This is a genomic window from Imperialibacter sp. (genome assembly GCF_040222815.1).
Taxonomy (GTDB): Bacteria; Bacteroidota; Bacteroidia; order Cytophagales; family Cyclobacteriaceae; genus Imperialibacter.
In genome coordinates, this window is record NZ_JAVKCH010000005.1 from 1 (window position 1) to 17110 (window position 17110).

Consider the following 17110-nt stretch of genomic DNA (forward strand, 5'->3'; position numbering starts at 1 on the left):
TAATGGCATCAATGATGAAGATGGTTTTTATATTGATAATGTCATTGTCCGGGAACCCCCGGTCACTTATGCCACACTTCCTTTTGAAGACAACTTTGATGATGGAACCATGAAATCCCCCTGGGCATGGGTACAGCCGGATAGTACAGTCACCGATTTAAATACCATTATTCCATCCGCCGATTATGGATTAACCTCTGGCGCTAATAGCAATAGCTTTTGGGTATTCATGGGAAAATTATGTGATAACAATGCTTTTGCCACCAATGCCTTAGACTTACACCTAAACCTTTCAGGACAAAGTGAGGTAGAATTGGTTTTTGACATTAATAGCTTTTTTGACGAAACACATGCTGAAGATGGTATCTATTTTAGTGAAGATGGAGGTAATAATTTTATTAAAGTCATTGATTGGGACCCGGAAAGTTGGACTGACAACACTTGGTTTACTCATCCTTCCGTAAACGTAGGGCTACTCGCCATCCAAAATGGACTACAACTGACTGATAGATTTGTCATTCGTTTTCAACAGCATGATAATGCGGACTTCAATGGCACCAATGATGAAGATGGTATTCGTATTGATAATGTATTTGTCCGTAACTCCAAACTTCCATACATTACTGCTTTTACACCTGGAATCGGTCCAGTAGACAGAGAAGTAACCATCAGTGGAGGTAATTTTGCCAATACCCAGGAAGTACTATTCAACGAAATAAAAGCAGATACTTTTATAGTGGTAGACTCAGCTACTTTGATTGTCAAAGTACCGGCAGGGGCGGAAACCGGAAAAATTAGTGTCACCAATGAAGAAGGGACTACCTCTAGTGAAAATGATTTTGTGGTTTCTACCGAAGAAGTAGCGGCTCCGTATGAACTCTCTGCTGAAGCGGTAAGTTGCTTTATCACTCTCAACTGGCAAGACACAACTGGCAATGAAACCGGCTTTATTGTGGAACGTCGCATGGTAGATTCTACTGATTTTACTCAGATAGCTACATTGGGTGCTAACAGTACTTCTTATGCTGATGAAGCAAGGGTACTTCAAAATGGCACCGAATATTTTTATCGGGTACGCGCTTTCAGTCCATTGGGTAACTCCGCTTATTCTAATGAAGCTTCTGCCACAGCTATTGTCAGTGATAACTGTGGAGGTGAACCACCGACCGCCCCACCACCAGCGCCCACAGGACTTGTTGCATCGACTCCGGATAGAGAAGAAACACAGCTTGATCTAAACTGGAATGTCGTTGAAGGAGCTACCTCATACAATGTATACCGCCAGGTTGGTGGTAACTTTGAACAAGTTGGCTCTACTACTGAAACCAGTTATACTGACCGTGGCTTGGCGTTCGGGACAATATATATATATCATGTTCGCGCATACAACGGCCGTGAAAGCGATCCAAGTGATACCGCTTCTGCCACAACCATTGATAAAATACTCGCCATCGGCGATGATTTAGCCGAAGTATCCGAATTACTACGTCTATATCCCAATCCGGCCCAAGGTCAATTGCAGTTTACCCTCAAGAACGATGAATACAGTGAAGTGCAACTTCGAGTTTTCAACACATTAGGGCAGGTGCAACTCGATCAAAGTTTTATAAAGAATCAGCCGGTGATAGAAGACGCGATGGATATTAGTCATTGGAAGTCTGGTATGTACTTCGTTGAGATTACGCAAGGTCAGTTCCGTACCGTACAGCGAGTGGCAAAACAATAGATCAAGTGCTCAGACATCCGAAGTTTCTAAAACTTCGGATGTTTTTTTTAGCCTATTGGACAGTCTTTCGCATGTAAGAACAGCGTTTGCGTTATTGGCAGTTCAGCTTTCGAGATAAGTAGTCCATTAATAGCATATTGCTTAACTTACTGCTCACTAACTGGCTACCTATGATTATCGTAGACAATCTGCGTTATACCTATCCAAAGAATCCTGCTCCTACCCTGAAGAGCATTTCCTGCACCATTCAACCCGGAGAAATCTTTGGATTTCTGGGCCCTAGCGGTAGCGGCAAGAGTACCACGCAAAAGATTCTGTACAAGCTACTGGATGGCTATGAAGGAAATGTGCAGGTACAAGGACGCGACCTGACCGCCTGGGGTAAAGATTTTTATGAGAAGATCGGAGTAAGCTTTGAGCTCCCGAATCATTACCTGAAACTCACGGCGCTGGAGAACCTGCAATTCTTCGCCAACTTTTACCTTAAGCGTCCGGCTGACTTTCACGAATTACTTGATCGAGTAGGGCTTAAAGAAGATGCTAACAAGCCGGTTTCTGATTTTTCTAAAGGCATGAAGATGCGGCTGAATTTCATCCGTTCCTTCATGCACGATCCGGACATTCTGTTTCTAGATGAACCCACCTCGGGCCTGGATCCGGTGAATGGAAAGGTGATCAAGGATATGATTCTGGACCTGAAGGCTCGGGGAAAAACCATCTTCATCACCACCCACAGCATGTACGATGCCGATGCGCTCTGCGATCGAATTGCCCTGATCATTGATGGAGAGATTAAAGCCCTGGACCGCCCGGCTACCTTGAAATTGCAGCACGGGCAGCGCAAAGTGAAAGTAGAAGTACATGATGCTCCTTCGCCTTACGAATACGCGCTGGACACGCTCGGGCAGAACGAGGAGTTTCTGAATATCCTTCAGCAGAACAATATCAAGACGATTCATTCGGAAGAAGCTACGCTGGAAGATGTGTTTATCAAACTCACCGGACAACGCCTAGTATGAAAACGTTCTCTACCCTTCTACGCTGGGATTTAATACTACTGCATCGTAACCAACTGATCATTGTTTCGGCGGTGCTGGCCGGAGTGTATCTGGGCCTGTTCTATCTGCTGAAGGAACTGGGAAGCCTGGAAAAGATACTGGTACTCTTGATTTTCAATGACCCCGTAGTGACCGGATTATTGTTTGCCGGAGTACTGGTGCTCTTTGAAAAAGATCAGCATACACTGGAAGCGCTCGCCGTTTCGCCCTTATCGCCCGAGGCTTATCTGTGGTCTAAAGCCGTTTCGCTTACTATCGTGGCGCTGGGCACTTCTTTGGCGATGGCCTGGGCCGGTTACGGATGGCAATTTAACTATGTGCACTTTGTGGTGGGAGTAATCAGCGCCAGCCTGACCTTCATTTTCGTAGGCTGTTGGTTAGTACCACCGACTATTTCATTCAATCAGTTTCTGGTGCGATGCATCCCGCTGCTGATTCTGATGGCCTTGCCGTTTATCCCTTTTTTCGAGGCGGCTTCTCCGATGTGGTTCTACCCAATTCCTTCGTATCCTGGGATTTTGTTGCTACAGGCTACTTTTGAAGAACTCTCTTTTTCTCTATTGGTATATGCCTATTGCTATGCAGGTTTGACTATCATAGGAAGTTATTATCTGGCCCGAAACTCCTTTCGTAAACACATCTGGTCATGAATAAACTGCTGCTCATTAGTCAAAACGATTTTCGCATCACCTTCCGCGACCCTATGCTGAAAGGGCTGCTTTTCTTTCCGCTGGTGGCGCTGGCTATTGTCAAGTTTTTGGTTCCTTACCTAAGCGAGCAGTATCCGGTTTTTGAACCCTACCACTCGGTGATTCTCATGTGGTCTTGTATGCAGGCGGCTACCATGTTTGGCTTTATCAATGGTTTTCTGTTTCTGGAAGAAAAAGATGAGAACGTGTTTAGTGCCTTGCGGGTGGCCCCCATCAAAGCGGGTACGTTTGTGCTGCTCCGGCTGGCAGCCGGGGTGATGATTTCGATTGTGGTCAATTTACTACTATTGCAGGTAGGTGGCCTGGTAGAGATGGCTTTTGGTACGGCCCTGCTGCTGGCCATTCAGTATAGCCTCATTGCCCCCCTACTGGCACTGATGACGGCTACTTTTGCCCGCAATAAAATGGAAGGACTGGCCCAGTTTAAAATATTCAACCTGTTGCTCAACCTACCCATCTTGCGCTACTTTCTGGATGTTAAGGCTCTGGAAGGCTTTGCCATTATTCCTACCTACTGGTCGTTTCGCAGCCTGGAAGCTGTGGCAACCGGGGGTAATTTCTGGCTATTTTACACATTGGGACTGCTTGCCTATGGCCTTGTTTTATTTGCGCTGGCTCGGTTTTTTGAGAAAAAGGTATTTTAAAATACGCATCAAGAGTGAGCCAAAAACTCCCTGAGATTTGTGCGTTTTATAACAGCCTTGGGTTTAAACCCAAGGCTGTTATATGCATTATAATTGATGCTGGTACTTACAATCACTTCGGCTTACGTTATCTAATCACATTTATTTTCAATGACTTTAGAGGGGTACCTCCTTCCATAAGCCGAAGCTGATAGATACCCGCGGCGACAGCTCCACCGGCCTGATTCGTACCTGGCCACTGCGCCCGCACACTTCCGGTAGGCAAAGTAGCTTGCCATACCACTCTTCCCTCTATATCCGTAATTAGCATGCTTCCTTCTTGTTTTAAAGTTTTGCCCAATACTATAACAGCTTCTCCCGGGGTTGGATTAGGGTATATAATAATATCCAATGGATTGTTCGTTTCTGTTTCCTCTACGATTGTAATAGCCTGAGCCATGAACTCTTGTTCATCCTGATCAGACTGAAGGTTACTGAATACTAATTTTTTTGGTTCAAAACTATATTGTTCGTCAGAGGGAGTTAGCGAACCAGACCAGTCAGCCGGTACTTTTAAAGAGAATCCCCCCGCTTCATCGGTTTGAACACTTGCTGATTGATCCAACCCATCAATATTGATCGTTATCGATGCCAGTGATTCGTTAGAGCTGTCAAGTACTATACCCGAAATGAGATAGGTGCCGGTGTAGGTAGCGGTGAAATTTTGGGTGTCGGCATCTTCCTGTACATCTTCAAACGCCACGTTTGCCGGAGAGAAAGCATAATCCTGCATGGTGGGAGTAAGCGTGCCACTCCAGAGAGCCGGCACCGTAATCGTATATTGCCCCTGGGCATTGGTTATGATAGTAGTAGTATGTCCCGCCAGGGTTACATGAGGCAGCGGGTTATTGTGCTGGTCAGTGATGATGCCCGAAATGGTATAAGAGGCTTCAGGCTCCTCAGTTTCCTCAGGCTCTTCAGACTCTTCGGACTCTTCGGACTCTTCGGACTCTTCAGGTTGAGTAATGAAACTTGCTACGAATTGTTGAGAAGAATGATTTTCCTGCACATCCGTGAAATCAAGCGAAGCCGGTGAGAATGTATACTGCTCTTTTATGGCCGTGATAGAACCAGTCCAGCCTGCTGGCACCTGAATGGCATAATGACCATCAGCATCGGTGACTACTGCCGTGGGAGCACCTTGAAGATTTACCCCAGCCAAAGGGTTACCCTGATTATCCAGTATGTCTCCCGAGATGGCATAATGTCTGGTATAAGTAGCGGTAAAATCCTGATTTTCCAGATCACCGTCCAGACTGGTAATTTCAATTGAAGTAGGAAAAAAAGTATAATCTTCTTTCACGGGAGTAATAGTACCGGACCAGTCAGCCGCAACCTCGGCAGTGAATGCCCCTTGCTCATCCGTAACGATGGTTTCCGGCAAACCGGTAAGTTGCACTCCCGCCAGAGATTGCTGAGCCTCTGAAGTAATGGTGCCTGAGATAGATACACTTCCTTCATCGGTTTCATTTTCGGTAATCGTATAAGTAACCTCTACCTGCTTGTAGGAACTCAAATCTGTTTCGTAAGCCTCGTAAACAACGGTAAAGCTCTGCGCCTGACCTGGAATAAAAGGAGTTACCGTAGCTACTCCCCCTTTTAGCTCGACTCGGACATCTCCCCGTGGATATGCTTTCCATACCAGACGCTCTACTGGGGTGTAGTCGTCTGAGGCATATTGTTTCAGATCTAAGGGCGGGAAGGTTTCTCCTACACCAACCTTCTGCTCCGGAATATCGGCTAGCTGAAAAGGCTGGTTGTCTATTTTGGCAATCAATTCAATTTCCTGCTCAGTCACGCCGCCTTCGCTATCGGTTACGCGCAAGGTGATCGTAGCGCTGGTATCCTGGTACGCTATTATGTAAGAGTTCAGAAAGATTCCGTAGTTTAGGTCAACCCCTGCATAAAAATACTTAGGTGGGGTTTCAGCCCCTTCAAACTCCACGATGGAGAACTGCATGTCGTCCAGATCATCAAAATCATCGTGCACAAAGGGAGCAAACTGAAGAGCGGTAGTCCAAACGTAATATTTCTCACAGCTGGCATCTTCGGCCTCGCAAGGAGACTCATCATAAAAATTCATATATACGGTAGAAAGATTCACCACGGGCTTTGTGTTCTGCGAAGGCAAATGCGTAATAAGAATATAATCATTCGTAACACTCCCGTGCTCATCTTCAATACTAATGTATAATGTATCAGTACCCGTCCAGGCCGGGTCTTTGGGTATAATCATATTGTCGGATGAAATTTGTAGGTGGGGGGTCTCGTCTGGAATTGTCCACGTTAGTAGTTCACTGTAAGAAAAGTCATCGGAAGCACTTAGCCACAGCGGGGGTGTTTCTCCCTGGCGGAACCGGATATCCGAAGATGTTAAAACCGGAGGCTTATTGTTTAAAATAACGCGCACAGGATTACTGACAATCTCATAATCCGGTAAGTCCGGATGGGTTATCTTGCAATAATAAAACCCTTGCCCGCTATTCTTGATAAGCGGATACGCAGACCCGGCCCGGTATTCAAATTGTCCTCGCTCCGACATGCTGCCGTAGGAGTACCACTGAACCTTGCTTCCCTCCAGCGGAGTGTAATCTTCTATCTGAATATTCAACAATCCATCTTTATCGGGAGTTACTGTTTGTAAATGAGAGCCAATTTTTCTCTGCGGCATAAAGGTAAGGTTACACCAGTATATTTTTAACTGCTCGTAGTCAGGGTAAATATCCTGCAACAGGTAATGGTTATAACTAATATTTAACAATCCGACCAAATACTCATCCGTAGTTTCATCCAATACTCTACCGGATAGCTCATTATAGCTTACATTCAGCGATAGTGGAACCGGCACTAGCTGGTTTTCGCCTCTCTCCCACAATGCAGCCGGAATTCCTCCCTGCATCTTATTATTCGTACCGGTGATCTCTGACAGTGACTCAATATTTACAAGCGCCTCCGGAAATGCCTCCATCTCGTTGTATGAGAAGTTAATGTAGTTCAGATGGGTTAACTGGCTTAAGCCGTTGGGCAGGGAGGTTAAATGATTGTGAGACACATACAGCGTACTGAGTTTTTCCATCCCACCGATACCTTCGGGCAAACTCGTAAGTTCGTTATAAGTAAGTGTAAACCAACTTACGTTTTTGAGATTGCCAATCTCCTCCGGCAGGCTCTCAATGTCATTATAATCCATGCTAAGGAATCCCAGTTGACTAAGATCACCCAGCTTTGGCGAAATATATTTGACTTCCAACATTATTACACTTAGTCTATTCAGCATGTTCAGGTCTTTCAGAATGCCCACCGAACTTGGTAAGCTATCCACTTCCATTCCTAGCAAGTCAGAATCGAACGTTAATGAGGTTACTTTTCCCTGCTCATTCAGGATTACCCCATCCCAAGCAGATACCGACTGCTGGGTATCCCATAACTGCGGCCAGTCGTGCTGCTGAACATCCTGATGAAATGCTAACAGCACCAGCGAATCCTGAGTATTGGCTTTTGTTTGCGCCTGGCTTTGATAGCTTATCAGCAAGCTCAATAAAATCAGTACTGGAAGAGGAATTGATTCGTAAATTTTTTTCATATCCTGTCTGGTTTCCGAATTACAATAAATAAGCCTTTCATTAAATTTATTAAATTAATAATAGATCTATTTTACATACAGACTTAGAAAAGTGCAAAACAGTTGTAAGTATTTTATCTGATGTAAGTTTTTTGAGTTTTTAACCAACCTCACCTGAGATAAAGTGAGTGTATTTAAGTTTCTGATGGCTGCAATGGGAGAAAAAGGCCGCCAAACGATATGGAAATAAAGAAAATCAGGTTGGATATGTATCGAAAAGATAAAGTCAACGATGTATTATTTACACGCTCTCTTATATCTCATTAAGAAGAAGCCATTAAAAAACATTAGCACAGGCAGGTGGTACCCGATGCTACCCTGTCAGGAGGGCTATATTGCGACTTAACATTCACAATCATCACTCCGACAATGGCAAAATGGCAGTCTCTTGGCGCTAAAGAATTTAGCCGCTACACCCAACTATTTGCGAGTTTTTAGTGTCTGATAAGTAGTTAGAAGCAAAAAAATGAAAACGCTAATTTTAGGCATTCTAAGCCTGTTTTGGCTTACCGGATGCCAATCTGATAACGACGCGACGACGGCCGAAAAATTTGGTAAGCCCTTTCAGTTGGGGATTCAGCAAGAAGCACTTATTGCAGGGCAGCCACCCGCCGAGAGTCTGAATGTGGTGGTAGAAAGTATCACGGATAGCCGCTGCCCGGAGGGCGCTCAATGCATTTGGGCCGGAAATGCTGAGGTATCGCTTTCTTTGTCTGACGGGGCCGATACTCAGCCGCTGACGCTTTGCCTGGGTGATTGTCGTTCAGGAGAGAACCCAGGATTTATTGAACAGGATACTACCTCAGTAACCGTGGGCGGGCAGATGTACGAAGTGATCCTGAAAGCAGTTGTACCGTATCCGAGTATTAATGGCTCTACAGGAAACCAGGAAGCTGTGTTAGAAATCAATCCCTAATTTGTGAAAAGGAGCTCAGGATAAACCGGGGCTCCTTTTGGTAAGCTGACTTGTATTTATTCTCCAGGGGCATAATCCACGACAAAAACATCTTCCATGACCCCCAGTTCACCCAACAGGCTGCCAAATTTTTTGTGTTCGGGGTGGGGCAGGTAATTATCGCGGTCCTCGGCACTCTCAAAAGTAAGCATATACACATGGGTAAACCCCATATTTTTTCCCTCAGGGCTGTTATTAATCCCATGCTCAAAAGAAACGATACCCGGAATCTTGTCCTGCAAAGCCCGGAAACTATCGGTCACTTTTTGAATATCGGCTTTTGAGGCATCGGCCTTATACTTGAATACTACTACGTGGCGTAACTCGCCCGACATGTCGGATTGTGCAAAAACAGTCATTGTGCAAAAGGTTAGAAAGAAAAGTAAAATGGCTCGTTGTATCATGATAGAAATGATTAAGTTAGGTTAGGCGGAAAGATACGATTTTTCTGCGTTGCCAAACGAAAACGTTCGTGTAAACTGCTCCTTACTGCTCCATTCACCTATCTGCTGGCCTTACAAAAAAAGGATAGAGTCTCTCAAAATTGAAGAAAGATCGTTGATTCACTGTAGCTAAAAGCAGCCGGAGAAGGCGTTCTATATATAAGTCCAATCTGGTCAACTATTTTATTTTTAGTAATAATTCGACGTTTTGCCGGTCAATACCCATCGTCTCAGCACATGCTCTTCCGGTATCCACCAGAAAATGAGTAAGATTCCAGACTGAAAACTAGCAGATGGTCATCATTTCTTGCTCCAGTCGTTTTGCGCACTGAAAACACCTCTACATTCCATTACCACATTCCCAACGGCTCAACAAGCTTTTTATAAAGCCTCATACGTTATTTTTATCCTTACAATACAGTAAGATAACGGTTTTTTTCTTACATGAACTTTATCGTGCATCTTTCGATTTGGACACCTACGCCCAAATTCCCAATTTGAAGCATCATCCAAATATAAGGCTATGGCAAATTATTTTGACCAACTGGTTGATGAAATCCGGGAAGCCGCCAAGCGCAAGCCCGAAGGCGACCAGCATATCCCCGATGCACTGGTACCGAATGAATGGCGAGAGCAATACCCTCATGCTGATTACATGATCAGCCGTCCACTCAGTAAATGGTTTGGGCTAAGTAAGGAGATGTTTCCTCCCGCTGACTACTGGAATGCCGAACAGTTAGAATTTATGGTGCAGATACTCACCCAACTCTACTGGCATTTCAATTTTGAGCCCATGCTTTTTCACGATTACTCCAGCAATCCGCTCCCGCACGAAATGGCCTACGAGGTGCTCGTTAAAGGACTCGATGTGGCTGAAACCTTTTATGAAGACCATTCTCAACCCATTTATTTTTGCCAGAACGACTTAGAAACCTGCCCTTTCGGGGAGGATTACTGCCACTGCCATAACGATCATTAATTCGTTATGGTCACCGACCACTCGATAAAAAACTTCGGGGCTTCCAACAAATTTACTGGCAGACATTGACTCATTGGTAGGGCAATCCTTATTTTAGGCTTTTCGTACTACCCCTATCCTGTCATTTATGAGAATATTATTTATCCTATCGCTGGGTTTAGGCCTGGCGACCCTGGGATTTTCCCAGTCTAAATTGTCTAAAAGTGAGAAAGCACTGCTGACCTCTCTGGACGCTCAATACGAGCAGTATACCGAAATTGCCCACCAGATCTGGAACTATGCCGAACTGGGCTATCAGGAAGAACAAAGCTCCCAGCTATTGCAAAAAACTCTGGCTGATGCAGGCTTCTCTATCGAGAAGGGTGTAGCGGGTATTCCCACGGCGTTTATGGCTTCTTACGGATCAGGTGAGCCGGTTATTGGGCTGCTGGCTGAGTTTGATGCCCTGCCGGGGATGTCGCAAACGGCCACTCCGGAGCGAGAAGCTAAAGAAGAAGGAAAGGGCGGACACGCCTGCGGGCACCACCTGTTTGGAACCGGGTCAGTAGCGGCCGCCATTGCCGTAAAAAGCTGGTTAGAAGAAACCAATACGGGCGGCACGCTTCGCCTCTACGGCACTCCGGCTGAGGAGGGCGGTGCCGGAAAAGTATACATGGTGCGAGAAGGTTTGCTCGATGATGTGGACGTGGTGCTTCACTGGCATCCGGGCAGTCAGAATTCGGCCAGTGCCCGTTCTTCTCTGGCGAATAAATCAGCCAAGTTTCGCTTTACCGGAAAGCCGGCCCATGCCGCAGCAGCTCCCGAAATGGGCCGATCCGCACTGGATGGAGTAGAAGCGATGAACAACATGGTCAACATGATGCGCGAGCATGTTCCCGCCGAGACCCGAATTCACTATGTGATTACCAAAGGCGGAGATGCTCCTAACATTGTCCCCGGCTTTGCTGAAGTTTTTTACTACGTACGCCACCCCGAGATGCAGGATGTACGCGATATCTTTGAGCGCGTGGTAAAAGCGGCGGAAGGAGCTGCTTTGGGTACCGAAACCCAGATGGAATACGAAGTAATCCACGGCATCTATAATGTACTACCTAACGAAACTCTCTCTGAAAAAATGTATGAGAACCTAAAGACCGTGGGCGGAGTGAGTTACGACGAAGAAGAAAAAGCCTTTGCCGAGCAGATCCGGCAGACTTACGACCCCGGTGATGCTACGCTGGCCTCGGCCAATGAAATTCAACCGTACACGGTCAGTAATCGAGGAACAGGGGGTTCCACCGATGTAGGAGATGTTAGCTGGCTGGCCCCGACGGCGGGTATGTCGGCGGCCACCTGGGTTCCGGGCACCTTCGCCCACAGTTGGCAGGCCGTAGCGGCCGGAGGTACCGGCATTGGTCACAAAGGTATGATGGTCGCCGCCAAAACCCTGGCTTTAACGGCGCTGGACGTCTATCAGAATCCTAAAATTGCCGAGGAAGCTCGCGAAGAACTTATGCAGAAACGCGGAGAGGACTTTGCCTACGAATCTTTACTGGGCGATCGGGAACCACCGCTGGACTATCGGAAATAGTTAATTCAGGTCCTGATTATTGGCTAATCATCTGTATCTGAGAAGCAAGCGGGGCTGAGGTGATGACTGACCTATATACTTCATCTGAGTGCATAATGGACAAATTTGCTTTCTATGCGCACACTTTTTCTATTGTCACGCTGCTTTTGGCGGGGGCATCTGCTACTCTTAGGGGGCAATCCTCCTGGACAACGCAGCTTCCGGGCATTGGCACATTCTCCTCTCCCCGCGTCACTGACCTGACCGGAGATGGTATTGGGGATATTATTCTGGGAGCCGGGCGTAAAGAATTACATGCTTCGGATTCTGCCATTATTGCGCTGGATGGAGCCACTGGCCGTTTGCTGTGGAGGGTAGCTGCCCGGGATCAGATTTTTGGTTCTGCGGCCCTCAAAGATATCACCGGCGATGGCATCGATGATGTGATTATCGGAGGGAGATCCGCTGAATTAAAGGCCATTGATGGAGCCAGCGGGGATCTGCTCTGGGAGTTTTTCTCAGCTTCCCGGCTGAAGAAGGTCCGTAAGGCAAATTGGTATAATTTTTACAACCCTCAGTTCATTCCTGACCAGAATGCGGATGGCCTGGAAGATATTCTGGTGTCCAATGGTGGAGATGTACTGGTAGAAGCTTACGACCCTGACCGCCCCACCGGTCATCTGCTGGTGCTCAGTGCCCGCGATGGCTCCCTGTTAGCCAAAGCCCCCATGCCCGACGGTAAAGAGATTTATATGTCAGTCATCGCCATTCCGAATAAGGGAGGAGAGGACAGGACCATTATTTTTGGCACTGGCGGCGAAACCATCGGTGGCAATCTGTATGCTACCACACTTTCCGATGTCATGCGCGAAGATCTATCATCGGCCCGACGGCTGGCCAGCAGCCCGGACAAGGGATTTATCGCTCCTCCGGTAGCCGTGGACCTTACCGGCGATACCTTACTGGATATAGTCGCCATTTCGGTAGCCGGTGATGTGCTGGCGTTTGAAGGTGAACGCTTTGAGCCCCTCTGGACTACCACGCTGCCCGATACGGAAGCTTACAGTTCGTTAGCAGTGGGTTATTTTACGGAAGATACCATTCCCGATTTCTTTGCCTCCGTTGCACAGGGAGAATGGCCCGCACTGGAATGGAACCGACAGTTTATGATCAACGGCATTAATGGCACAATTGCCTTCACCGATTCACTGGGATTTTACCAGACCAGCACTGCCGTCGCTATTGATTTAACAGGAGACCAGCGAGATGAAATTCTTATGAGTGTCAATTATCAGCAAGTCAATGAGCTATTTCAGAAATTTTTCTATAACATACTCGTTGCCATTGATTTTAGCCGGAACGATGTGAAGCAATTGGGAGAACTATTTGAAGGCAGTAATATCTCCTCTTCCCCCTGGATAGGCGATCTGGATGGCGACCACAACCTGGATATCATTTACTGCCATGGCAACAGCCTGCGGCATACCTATACTTTCGACGGGCTTCAGATCCACCGCATTGCCACTGAAACTCCACTACCGAAGTCTCTTCCCTGGGGAGCCTATATGGGCAGCGATTATAACGGCCTCTTTCAAAAATGAAACCAAACCTACTGACTCAATGAGCTTGATGAAAAATTATATCCTGCTGTTATTGCTTCCATTGCTGGCCTGTAAGCTGGAGCAAGCCCGTACGACAGCCGCATCAGATGCGAGTTCAATCCCTATTCGCTATCAGGTAAATTTTGACAATGTACAGCACCATGAGCTTCGCATTTCTATCCGCTTTCAGGATCTTGATCAAGATACTCTGGTGTTACGAATGCCTCAATCATCTCCGGGGCGCTACGCAGTACACAATTTTGCCAAAAACATTTACGAAACGGCAGCTACGGATGGTTCAGGCAAGAGTATCACGCTCACCAAAACTGACATCTCCGAATGGAAAGTGAGCGGACATGATGGAGAAGTACGATTTACCTATACCCTGTACGGAAACCACGGAGATGGCACCTATACCGGCATCGATAACCGCAAAGCCCATCTGAACATGCCTGCCTCCTTCGTTTATGGGGTAGGCCTTGATCAACGACCCATCGAGATTACTTTTGGGCTTGACGATAAACCCGACTGGGATGTAGCCACGCAACTGGTTGCTGAGGATGATGATACCTTCACCGCTCCTAATTACTATTATTTCTACGACAGCCCGACCATGATTGGTCCCATGCGCTGGCGTCGCTGGAAGGTAGAAGATAATGGAGAGGAGTACACCGTAGAAATTGCCGCCATGGTAGAAGACAGTGAAGAAGCCCTGGACAACTACACCAACTGGGTGAAGCAGGTAGTCAATGAAGAGGCTTCTGTTTTCGGATCATTCCCGGATTTTGACTATAATCGTTATACTTTTCTGGTGAGCTATAATCCGTGGATTTTTGGCGATGGCATGGAACACCGCAACTCAACGGTATGCTCCAGCCAGGGAAGCCTGGCAAAAAATGCCCAAGACCTGATCGGCACCATCAGCCATGAGTTCTTCCATGCCTGGAATGTGGAGCGCATTCGCCCTCAAACCCTGGAGCCCTTTAACTTTGACCGGGCCAATATGAGCGATGCTTTGTGGTTTGCCGAAGGTTTCACTTCCTACTACGATGATTTAATCTTGAAACGCGCTGGCATTAAAAATTCTGCTGAATATGTAGGTGGCCTTGCTGGTGGACTGAACTATGTACTCAATTCACCGGGGCAGCAGATACAGGGCCCTGTTGCTATGAGCAAGCAGGCTCCTTTTGTGGATGCCGGTACCGCCAATGATGAAACCAATTATGCAAATACATTTGTCAGTTACTACTCCTACGGAGCGGCGCTCGGCCTGGCCCTGGATCTCAGCATCCGTACCCGCTTTGAAGGAAAAACGCTGGATGACCTGATGAAATACATGTGGGAAAATTATGGCCAGCGTGAAATTCCTTATACTGTAGCTAATCTTCAAGCCGCCTTGGGAGCCATTACAGGCGACACAAAGTTTGCCGACACCTTTTTCAAAGAAAGTATATATGGCAATGAAATTCCCGATCTTCCACCTCTCCTACAGGAGTTCGGAATTATCATGCAGCTAAAAAATCCAGGTAAAGCTGGTTTTCCCGGTTTAGCCTGGGAAGAAAAAGAGGAAGGGCTATATGTGAAAAGCCCCATGCTGAAAAGCAACCCCCTCTACGAAAGCGGATTGGAGAGAGGCAATCTGGTGTTGACCATAGACGGAGAGCCGGTCAATTCCGCAGCAGACTTTGAGAGAACATGGGATATGGGTAGCACCCACAATATTACGTATCGGCAAAACGGATTGGAGCAGAAGGGCAGCTTCACCATTCGACAGGACCCTACTTATGAATTGGTATTAATGGAGGATAAGGGCAAAACCCCCAGTGAGAAGCAGCTACAGAAAAGAGCCGCGTGGTTGGAAGAGCCAGAAGGATAATCCGCAATCAGCTCAGGCTTTTTTAATAATAAAGAGAGGAACCTCATTCAGCATGGGGTTCCTCGCCTGTCTTGTATATTGTTACTATCTAAGAACTTCTTACAGTTCTTTCAACATCAGGTTGCGCCAGCGAACTTTAATACCACCTCCGGAATGAATTTGTAGGGCAATAGAACCATTGCCTTTACCAATCTTTTCATCCTTTAAATCGACCATCTGTTCACCGTTAAGATACGTGCGTACTTCGTCTCCGTCTACCTCAATGCGCATCTGGTTCCATTCACCCATTTTTAGTATATCTTCTTTCTCATCGGGAATTTGCACGAGCCATTCTCTTCCATAAGATTCGTAAATACCTCCGGTATCGTGGTTGGGGGGCGCAACTTCTACCTGCCAGCCAGAAATTTTAGTTCCCTCAATAGATGATCGGAAAAACACCCCGCTATTGCCGTTGGCCTCCTGCTGGAATTCCAGGGTCAGTATGAAGTTCTTATAAGATTTTTCAGTACCTAAGTACCCGTAGGCTGCATCGGGTCCGCTTTCGCAGATCAGCAAGCCATCTTCTACGTACCACTTCTCTGTGCCGTAGATTTTCCAGCCATCCAGATCTTCACCGTTAAAAATAGGTTTAAATCCTTTGTCCTGAGCAAAAACGGCCAGATTAAGCAACAGTAGCGATACAATGGGAAGGAAATGATAGTGTAATCTCTTGATCATGATATGTTAACTTATTTATAAATACTTGGCTTGGGTTTGAATCCATCGATCAGGCAACTCTCCTTTGGTGGCCATTTCATAATCGGAAGGATCGCAGGGGACAATACTTTTACGCTCTTTTAAGCGATCTGCCTGTGGTGTTGGTACTTCCATCCACCATTTCTCACTCTTCTTTGCTTTGTAAAACGTAATTTGCTCAGGCCGCACCGGCAGTGGGACTAAATACTTAATAAAATCATTACTTTCAAAATCTTCTTCGTAGGTGCGGTGGTAATAGCCTTCAATCAGATACCAGATCATGATGGCCAGCACCGAGGCAGTAGTTTGCTTCTCGTCATCAAAATCCGGGTTATATTCATAGAAACCAGCGGAAGTAAGCCGCTCACTGTGCCCCGCGTACCAGCACAACTGGCAGGCTTCCTGTCCGGTTAACCCAAACGGTTGTGCCCGCGCATGTCCCGGGGCGTCTGCCGACTTGATGGCTGAAATATCAAAGCTCAGCATATCAGCACTGCGGATCACCGGCTCCATGGAGGTAATGCTTTGGTTGACCAATCCTAGCCGGTAAGCATCAAAGTAAAATTTATCCAGTAAGCCAGGGACCTCAGCATCTACCAGATAGCTCTGGTACCCCAAGTGGCTGTAGTTCAGCAAATAATTAGGGTCGTGCATCAGTATCTTATGGAGATGATGCTGGGAGGGTTTCTGTGTATCCGGCGAATCGGTCAGCTTCTCTATATCAATGTAGGCATCTACGCTGAGGATGGTGATGAGCTTTTCCAGGGTTTCGTATGCCTGATACTGTCCATAATCCACATCGTGCGAACCGCCAATGAGTATGGGAAAGGTTTGGTAACTGATCAACGTTTCGCAGACTTCACGTACCCGCCCGTAGGTTTCTTCCAGGCTATGCCCGTCTACCAGGTTTCCCAAATCCACAATACGATAAGCGCCACTTCCTTTTTTTAGCCGGTAAAATGCCTGTCGTATGGTATCCGCTGCCCGGGCAATGCCTTCGTTAAACTCACTACCCCGATGTTCGCCGATGCCAATAAGAGCAATATCTGCTTCTGCGTAGTTCGGGAATTCATCAGTATAAACCTCCATTGCCTTGAAGGCGGTATTGCGGTTCGAGACCCACTCGTACACAGAAGCGTCCACCGGACGAAAGAAAAGACTCAGGCTCATAGG

Annotated in this window: 13 protein-coding genes; 9 read left to right on the plus strand and 4 right to left on the minus strand. The window is 46.7% G+C overall.

All coding sequences use genetic code 11. The features are described from left to right. The 4 genes from RIF36_RS01430 to RIF36_RS01445 all read left to right on the plus strand — a co-directional run. Positions 1-1726, plus strand: a 1726-nt coding sequence (locus RIF36_RS01430) for a T9SS type A sorting domain-containing protein (protein WP_350149256.1), incomplete at its 5' end; no start/stop codon positions are given. Positions 1727-1896: 170 nt separating this feature from the next. Further along, positions 1897-2745: an ABC transporter ATP-binding protein gene (locus RIF36_RS01435; RefSeq protein ID WP_350149257.1), complete on the plus strand. Its 849-nt coding sequence runs from the start codon at positions 1897-1899 to the stop codon at positions 2743-2745. Continuing rightward, on the plus strand, positions 2742-3434 hold the full coding sequence (locus RIF36_RS01440) for a fluoroquinolone export ABC transporter permease subunit (protein ID WP_350149258.1): 693 nt from the start codon (positions 2742-2744) through the stop codon (positions 3432-3434). Before RIF36_RS01435 ends, RIF36_RS01440 begins: the two co-directional genes overlap by 4 nt. After that, positions 3431-4138, plus strand: a complete 708-nt coding sequence (locus RIF36_RS01445; protein WP_350149259.1) for an Rv2686c family ABC transporter permease subunit — start codon at positions 3431-3433, stop codon at positions 4136-4138. The genes RIF36_RS01440 and RIF36_RS01445 overlap by 4 nt, the downstream gene beginning before the upstream one ends. Before the next feature lie 127 nt (positions 4139-4265). On the opposite strand, the gene RIF36_RS01450 is transcribed toward RIF36_RS01445, so the two are convergent. After that, positions 4266-7760 carry a leucine-rich repeat domain-containing protein gene (locus RIF36_RS01450; protein ID WP_350149260.1) on the minus strand — a complete coding sequence of 1165 codons (3495 nt, stop codon included), beginning with the start codon at positions 7758-7760 and terminating at the stop codon, positions 4266-4268. A gap of 505 nt (positions 7761-8265) precedes the next feature. On the opposite strand from RIF36_RS01450, the gene RIF36_RS01455 reads away from it, so the two are divergent. Beyond that, positions 8266-8715, plus strand: a complete 450-nt coding sequence (locus RIF36_RS01455; RefSeq protein WP_350149261.1) for a hypothetical protein — start codon at positions 8266-8268, stop codon at positions 8713-8715. 56 nt (positions 8716-8771) lie between these two features. Here RIF36_RS01455 and RIF36_RS01460 read toward each other — a convergent pair whose 3' ends face one another. Next, the gene (locus RIF36_RS01460) at positions 8772-9113 is read right to left on the minus strand and encodes a Dabb family protein (protein ID WP_350149262.1); all 342 of its coding nucleotides are present in this window, start codon (positions 9111-9113) and stop codon (positions 8772-8774) included. A gap of 607 nt (positions 9114-9720) precedes the next feature. On the opposite strand from RIF36_RS01460, the gene RIF36_RS01465 reads away from it, so the two are divergent. The 4 genes from RIF36_RS01465 (at position 9721) to RIF36_RS01480 (ending at position 15202) form a co-directional block, all read left to right on the plus strand. Continuing rightward, positions 9721-10176 (plus strand): hypothetical protein, encoded by a 456-nt coding sequence (locus RIF36_RS01465; RefSeq protein WP_350149263.1) that lies wholly within the window; start codon positions 9721-9723, stop codon positions 10174-10176. 127 nt (positions 10177-10303) lie between these two features. Continuing rightward, on the plus strand, positions 10304-11746 hold the full coding sequence (locus RIF36_RS01470) for a M20 family metallopeptidase (protein ID WP_350149264.1): 1443 nt from the start codon (positions 10304-10306) through the stop codon (positions 11744-11746). Positions 11747-11841: 95 nt separating this feature from the next. Further along, positions 11842-13326: an outer membrane protein assembly factor BamB family protein gene (locus RIF36_RS01475; RefSeq protein WP_350149265.1), complete on the plus strand. Its 1485-nt coding sequence runs from the start codon at positions 11842-11844 to the stop codon at positions 13324-13326. A 19-nt stretch (positions 13327-13345) separates the two neighbouring features. Next, complete coding sequence (locus RIF36_RS01480; RefSeq protein WP_350149266.1) at positions 13346-15202, plus strand: M61 family metallopeptidase; 1857 nt, start codon at positions 13346-13348, stop codon at positions 15200-15202. Positions 15203-15301: 99 nt separating this feature from the next. Here the strand turns inward: RIF36_RS01480 and RIF36_RS01485 are convergent, their stop codons facing one another. After that, positions 15302-15919: a 3-keto-disaccharide hydrolase gene (locus tag RIF36_RS01485; RefSeq protein ID WP_350149267.1), complete on the minus strand. Its 618-nt coding sequence runs from the start codon at positions 15917-15919 to the stop codon at positions 15302-15304. 15 nt (positions 15920-15934) lie between these two features. Further along, on the minus strand, positions 15935-17107 hold the full coding sequence (locus tag RIF36_RS01490; protein WP_350149268.1) for a formimidoylglutamase: 1173 nt from the start codon (positions 17105-17107) through the stop codon (positions 15935-15937). Positions 17108-17110 lie beyond the last annotated feature (3 nt).

Coding starts and splice junctions, on each gene's coding strand:
- RIF36_RS01435 (WP_350149257.1), top strand. CDS start 1,897: ATGATTATCGTAGACAATCTGCGTTATACCTATCCAAAGAATCCTGCT.
- RIF36_RS01440 (WP_350149258.1), top strand. CDS start 2,742: ATGAAAACGTTCTCTACCCTTCTACGCTGGGATTTAATACTACTGCAT.
- RIF36_RS01445 (WP_350149259.1), top strand. CDS start 3,431: ATGAATAAACTGCTGCTCATTAGTCAAAACGATTTTCGCATCACCTTC.
- RIF36_RS01485 (WP_350149267.1), bottom strand. CDS start 15,919: ATGATCAAGAGATTACACTATCATTTCCTTCCCATTGTATCGCTACTG.
- RIF36_RS01490 (WP_350149268.1), bottom strand. CDS start 17,107: ATGAGCCTGAGTCTTTTCTTTCGTCCGGTGGACGCTTCTGTGTACGAG.
- RIF36_RS01460 (WP_350149262.1), bottom strand. CDS start 9,113: ATGACTGTTTTTGCACAATCCGACATGTCGGGCGAGTTACGCCACGTA.
- RIF36_RS01470 (WP_350149264.1), top strand. CDS start 10,304: ATGAGAATATTATTTATCCTATCGCTGGGTTTAGGCCTGGCGACCCTG.
- RIF36_RS01450 (WP_350149260.1), bottom strand. CDS start 7,760: ATGAAAAAAATTTACGAATCAATTCCTCTTCCAGTACTGATTTTATTG.
- RIF36_RS01475 (WP_350149265.1), top strand. CDS start 11,842: ATGGACAAATTTGCTTTCTATGCGCACACTTTTTCTATTGTCACGCTG.
- RIF36_RS01480 (WP_350149266.1), top strand. CDS start 13,346: ATGAGCTTGATGAAAAATTATATCCTGCTGTTATTGCTTCCATTGCTG.
- RIF36_RS01465 (WP_350149263.1), top strand. CDS start 9,721: ATGGCAAATTATTTTGACCAACTGGTTGATGAAATCCGGGAAGCCGCC.
- RIF36_RS01455 (WP_350149261.1), top strand. CDS start 8,266: ATGAAAACGCTAATTTTAGGCATTCTAAGCCTGTTTTGGCTTACCGGA.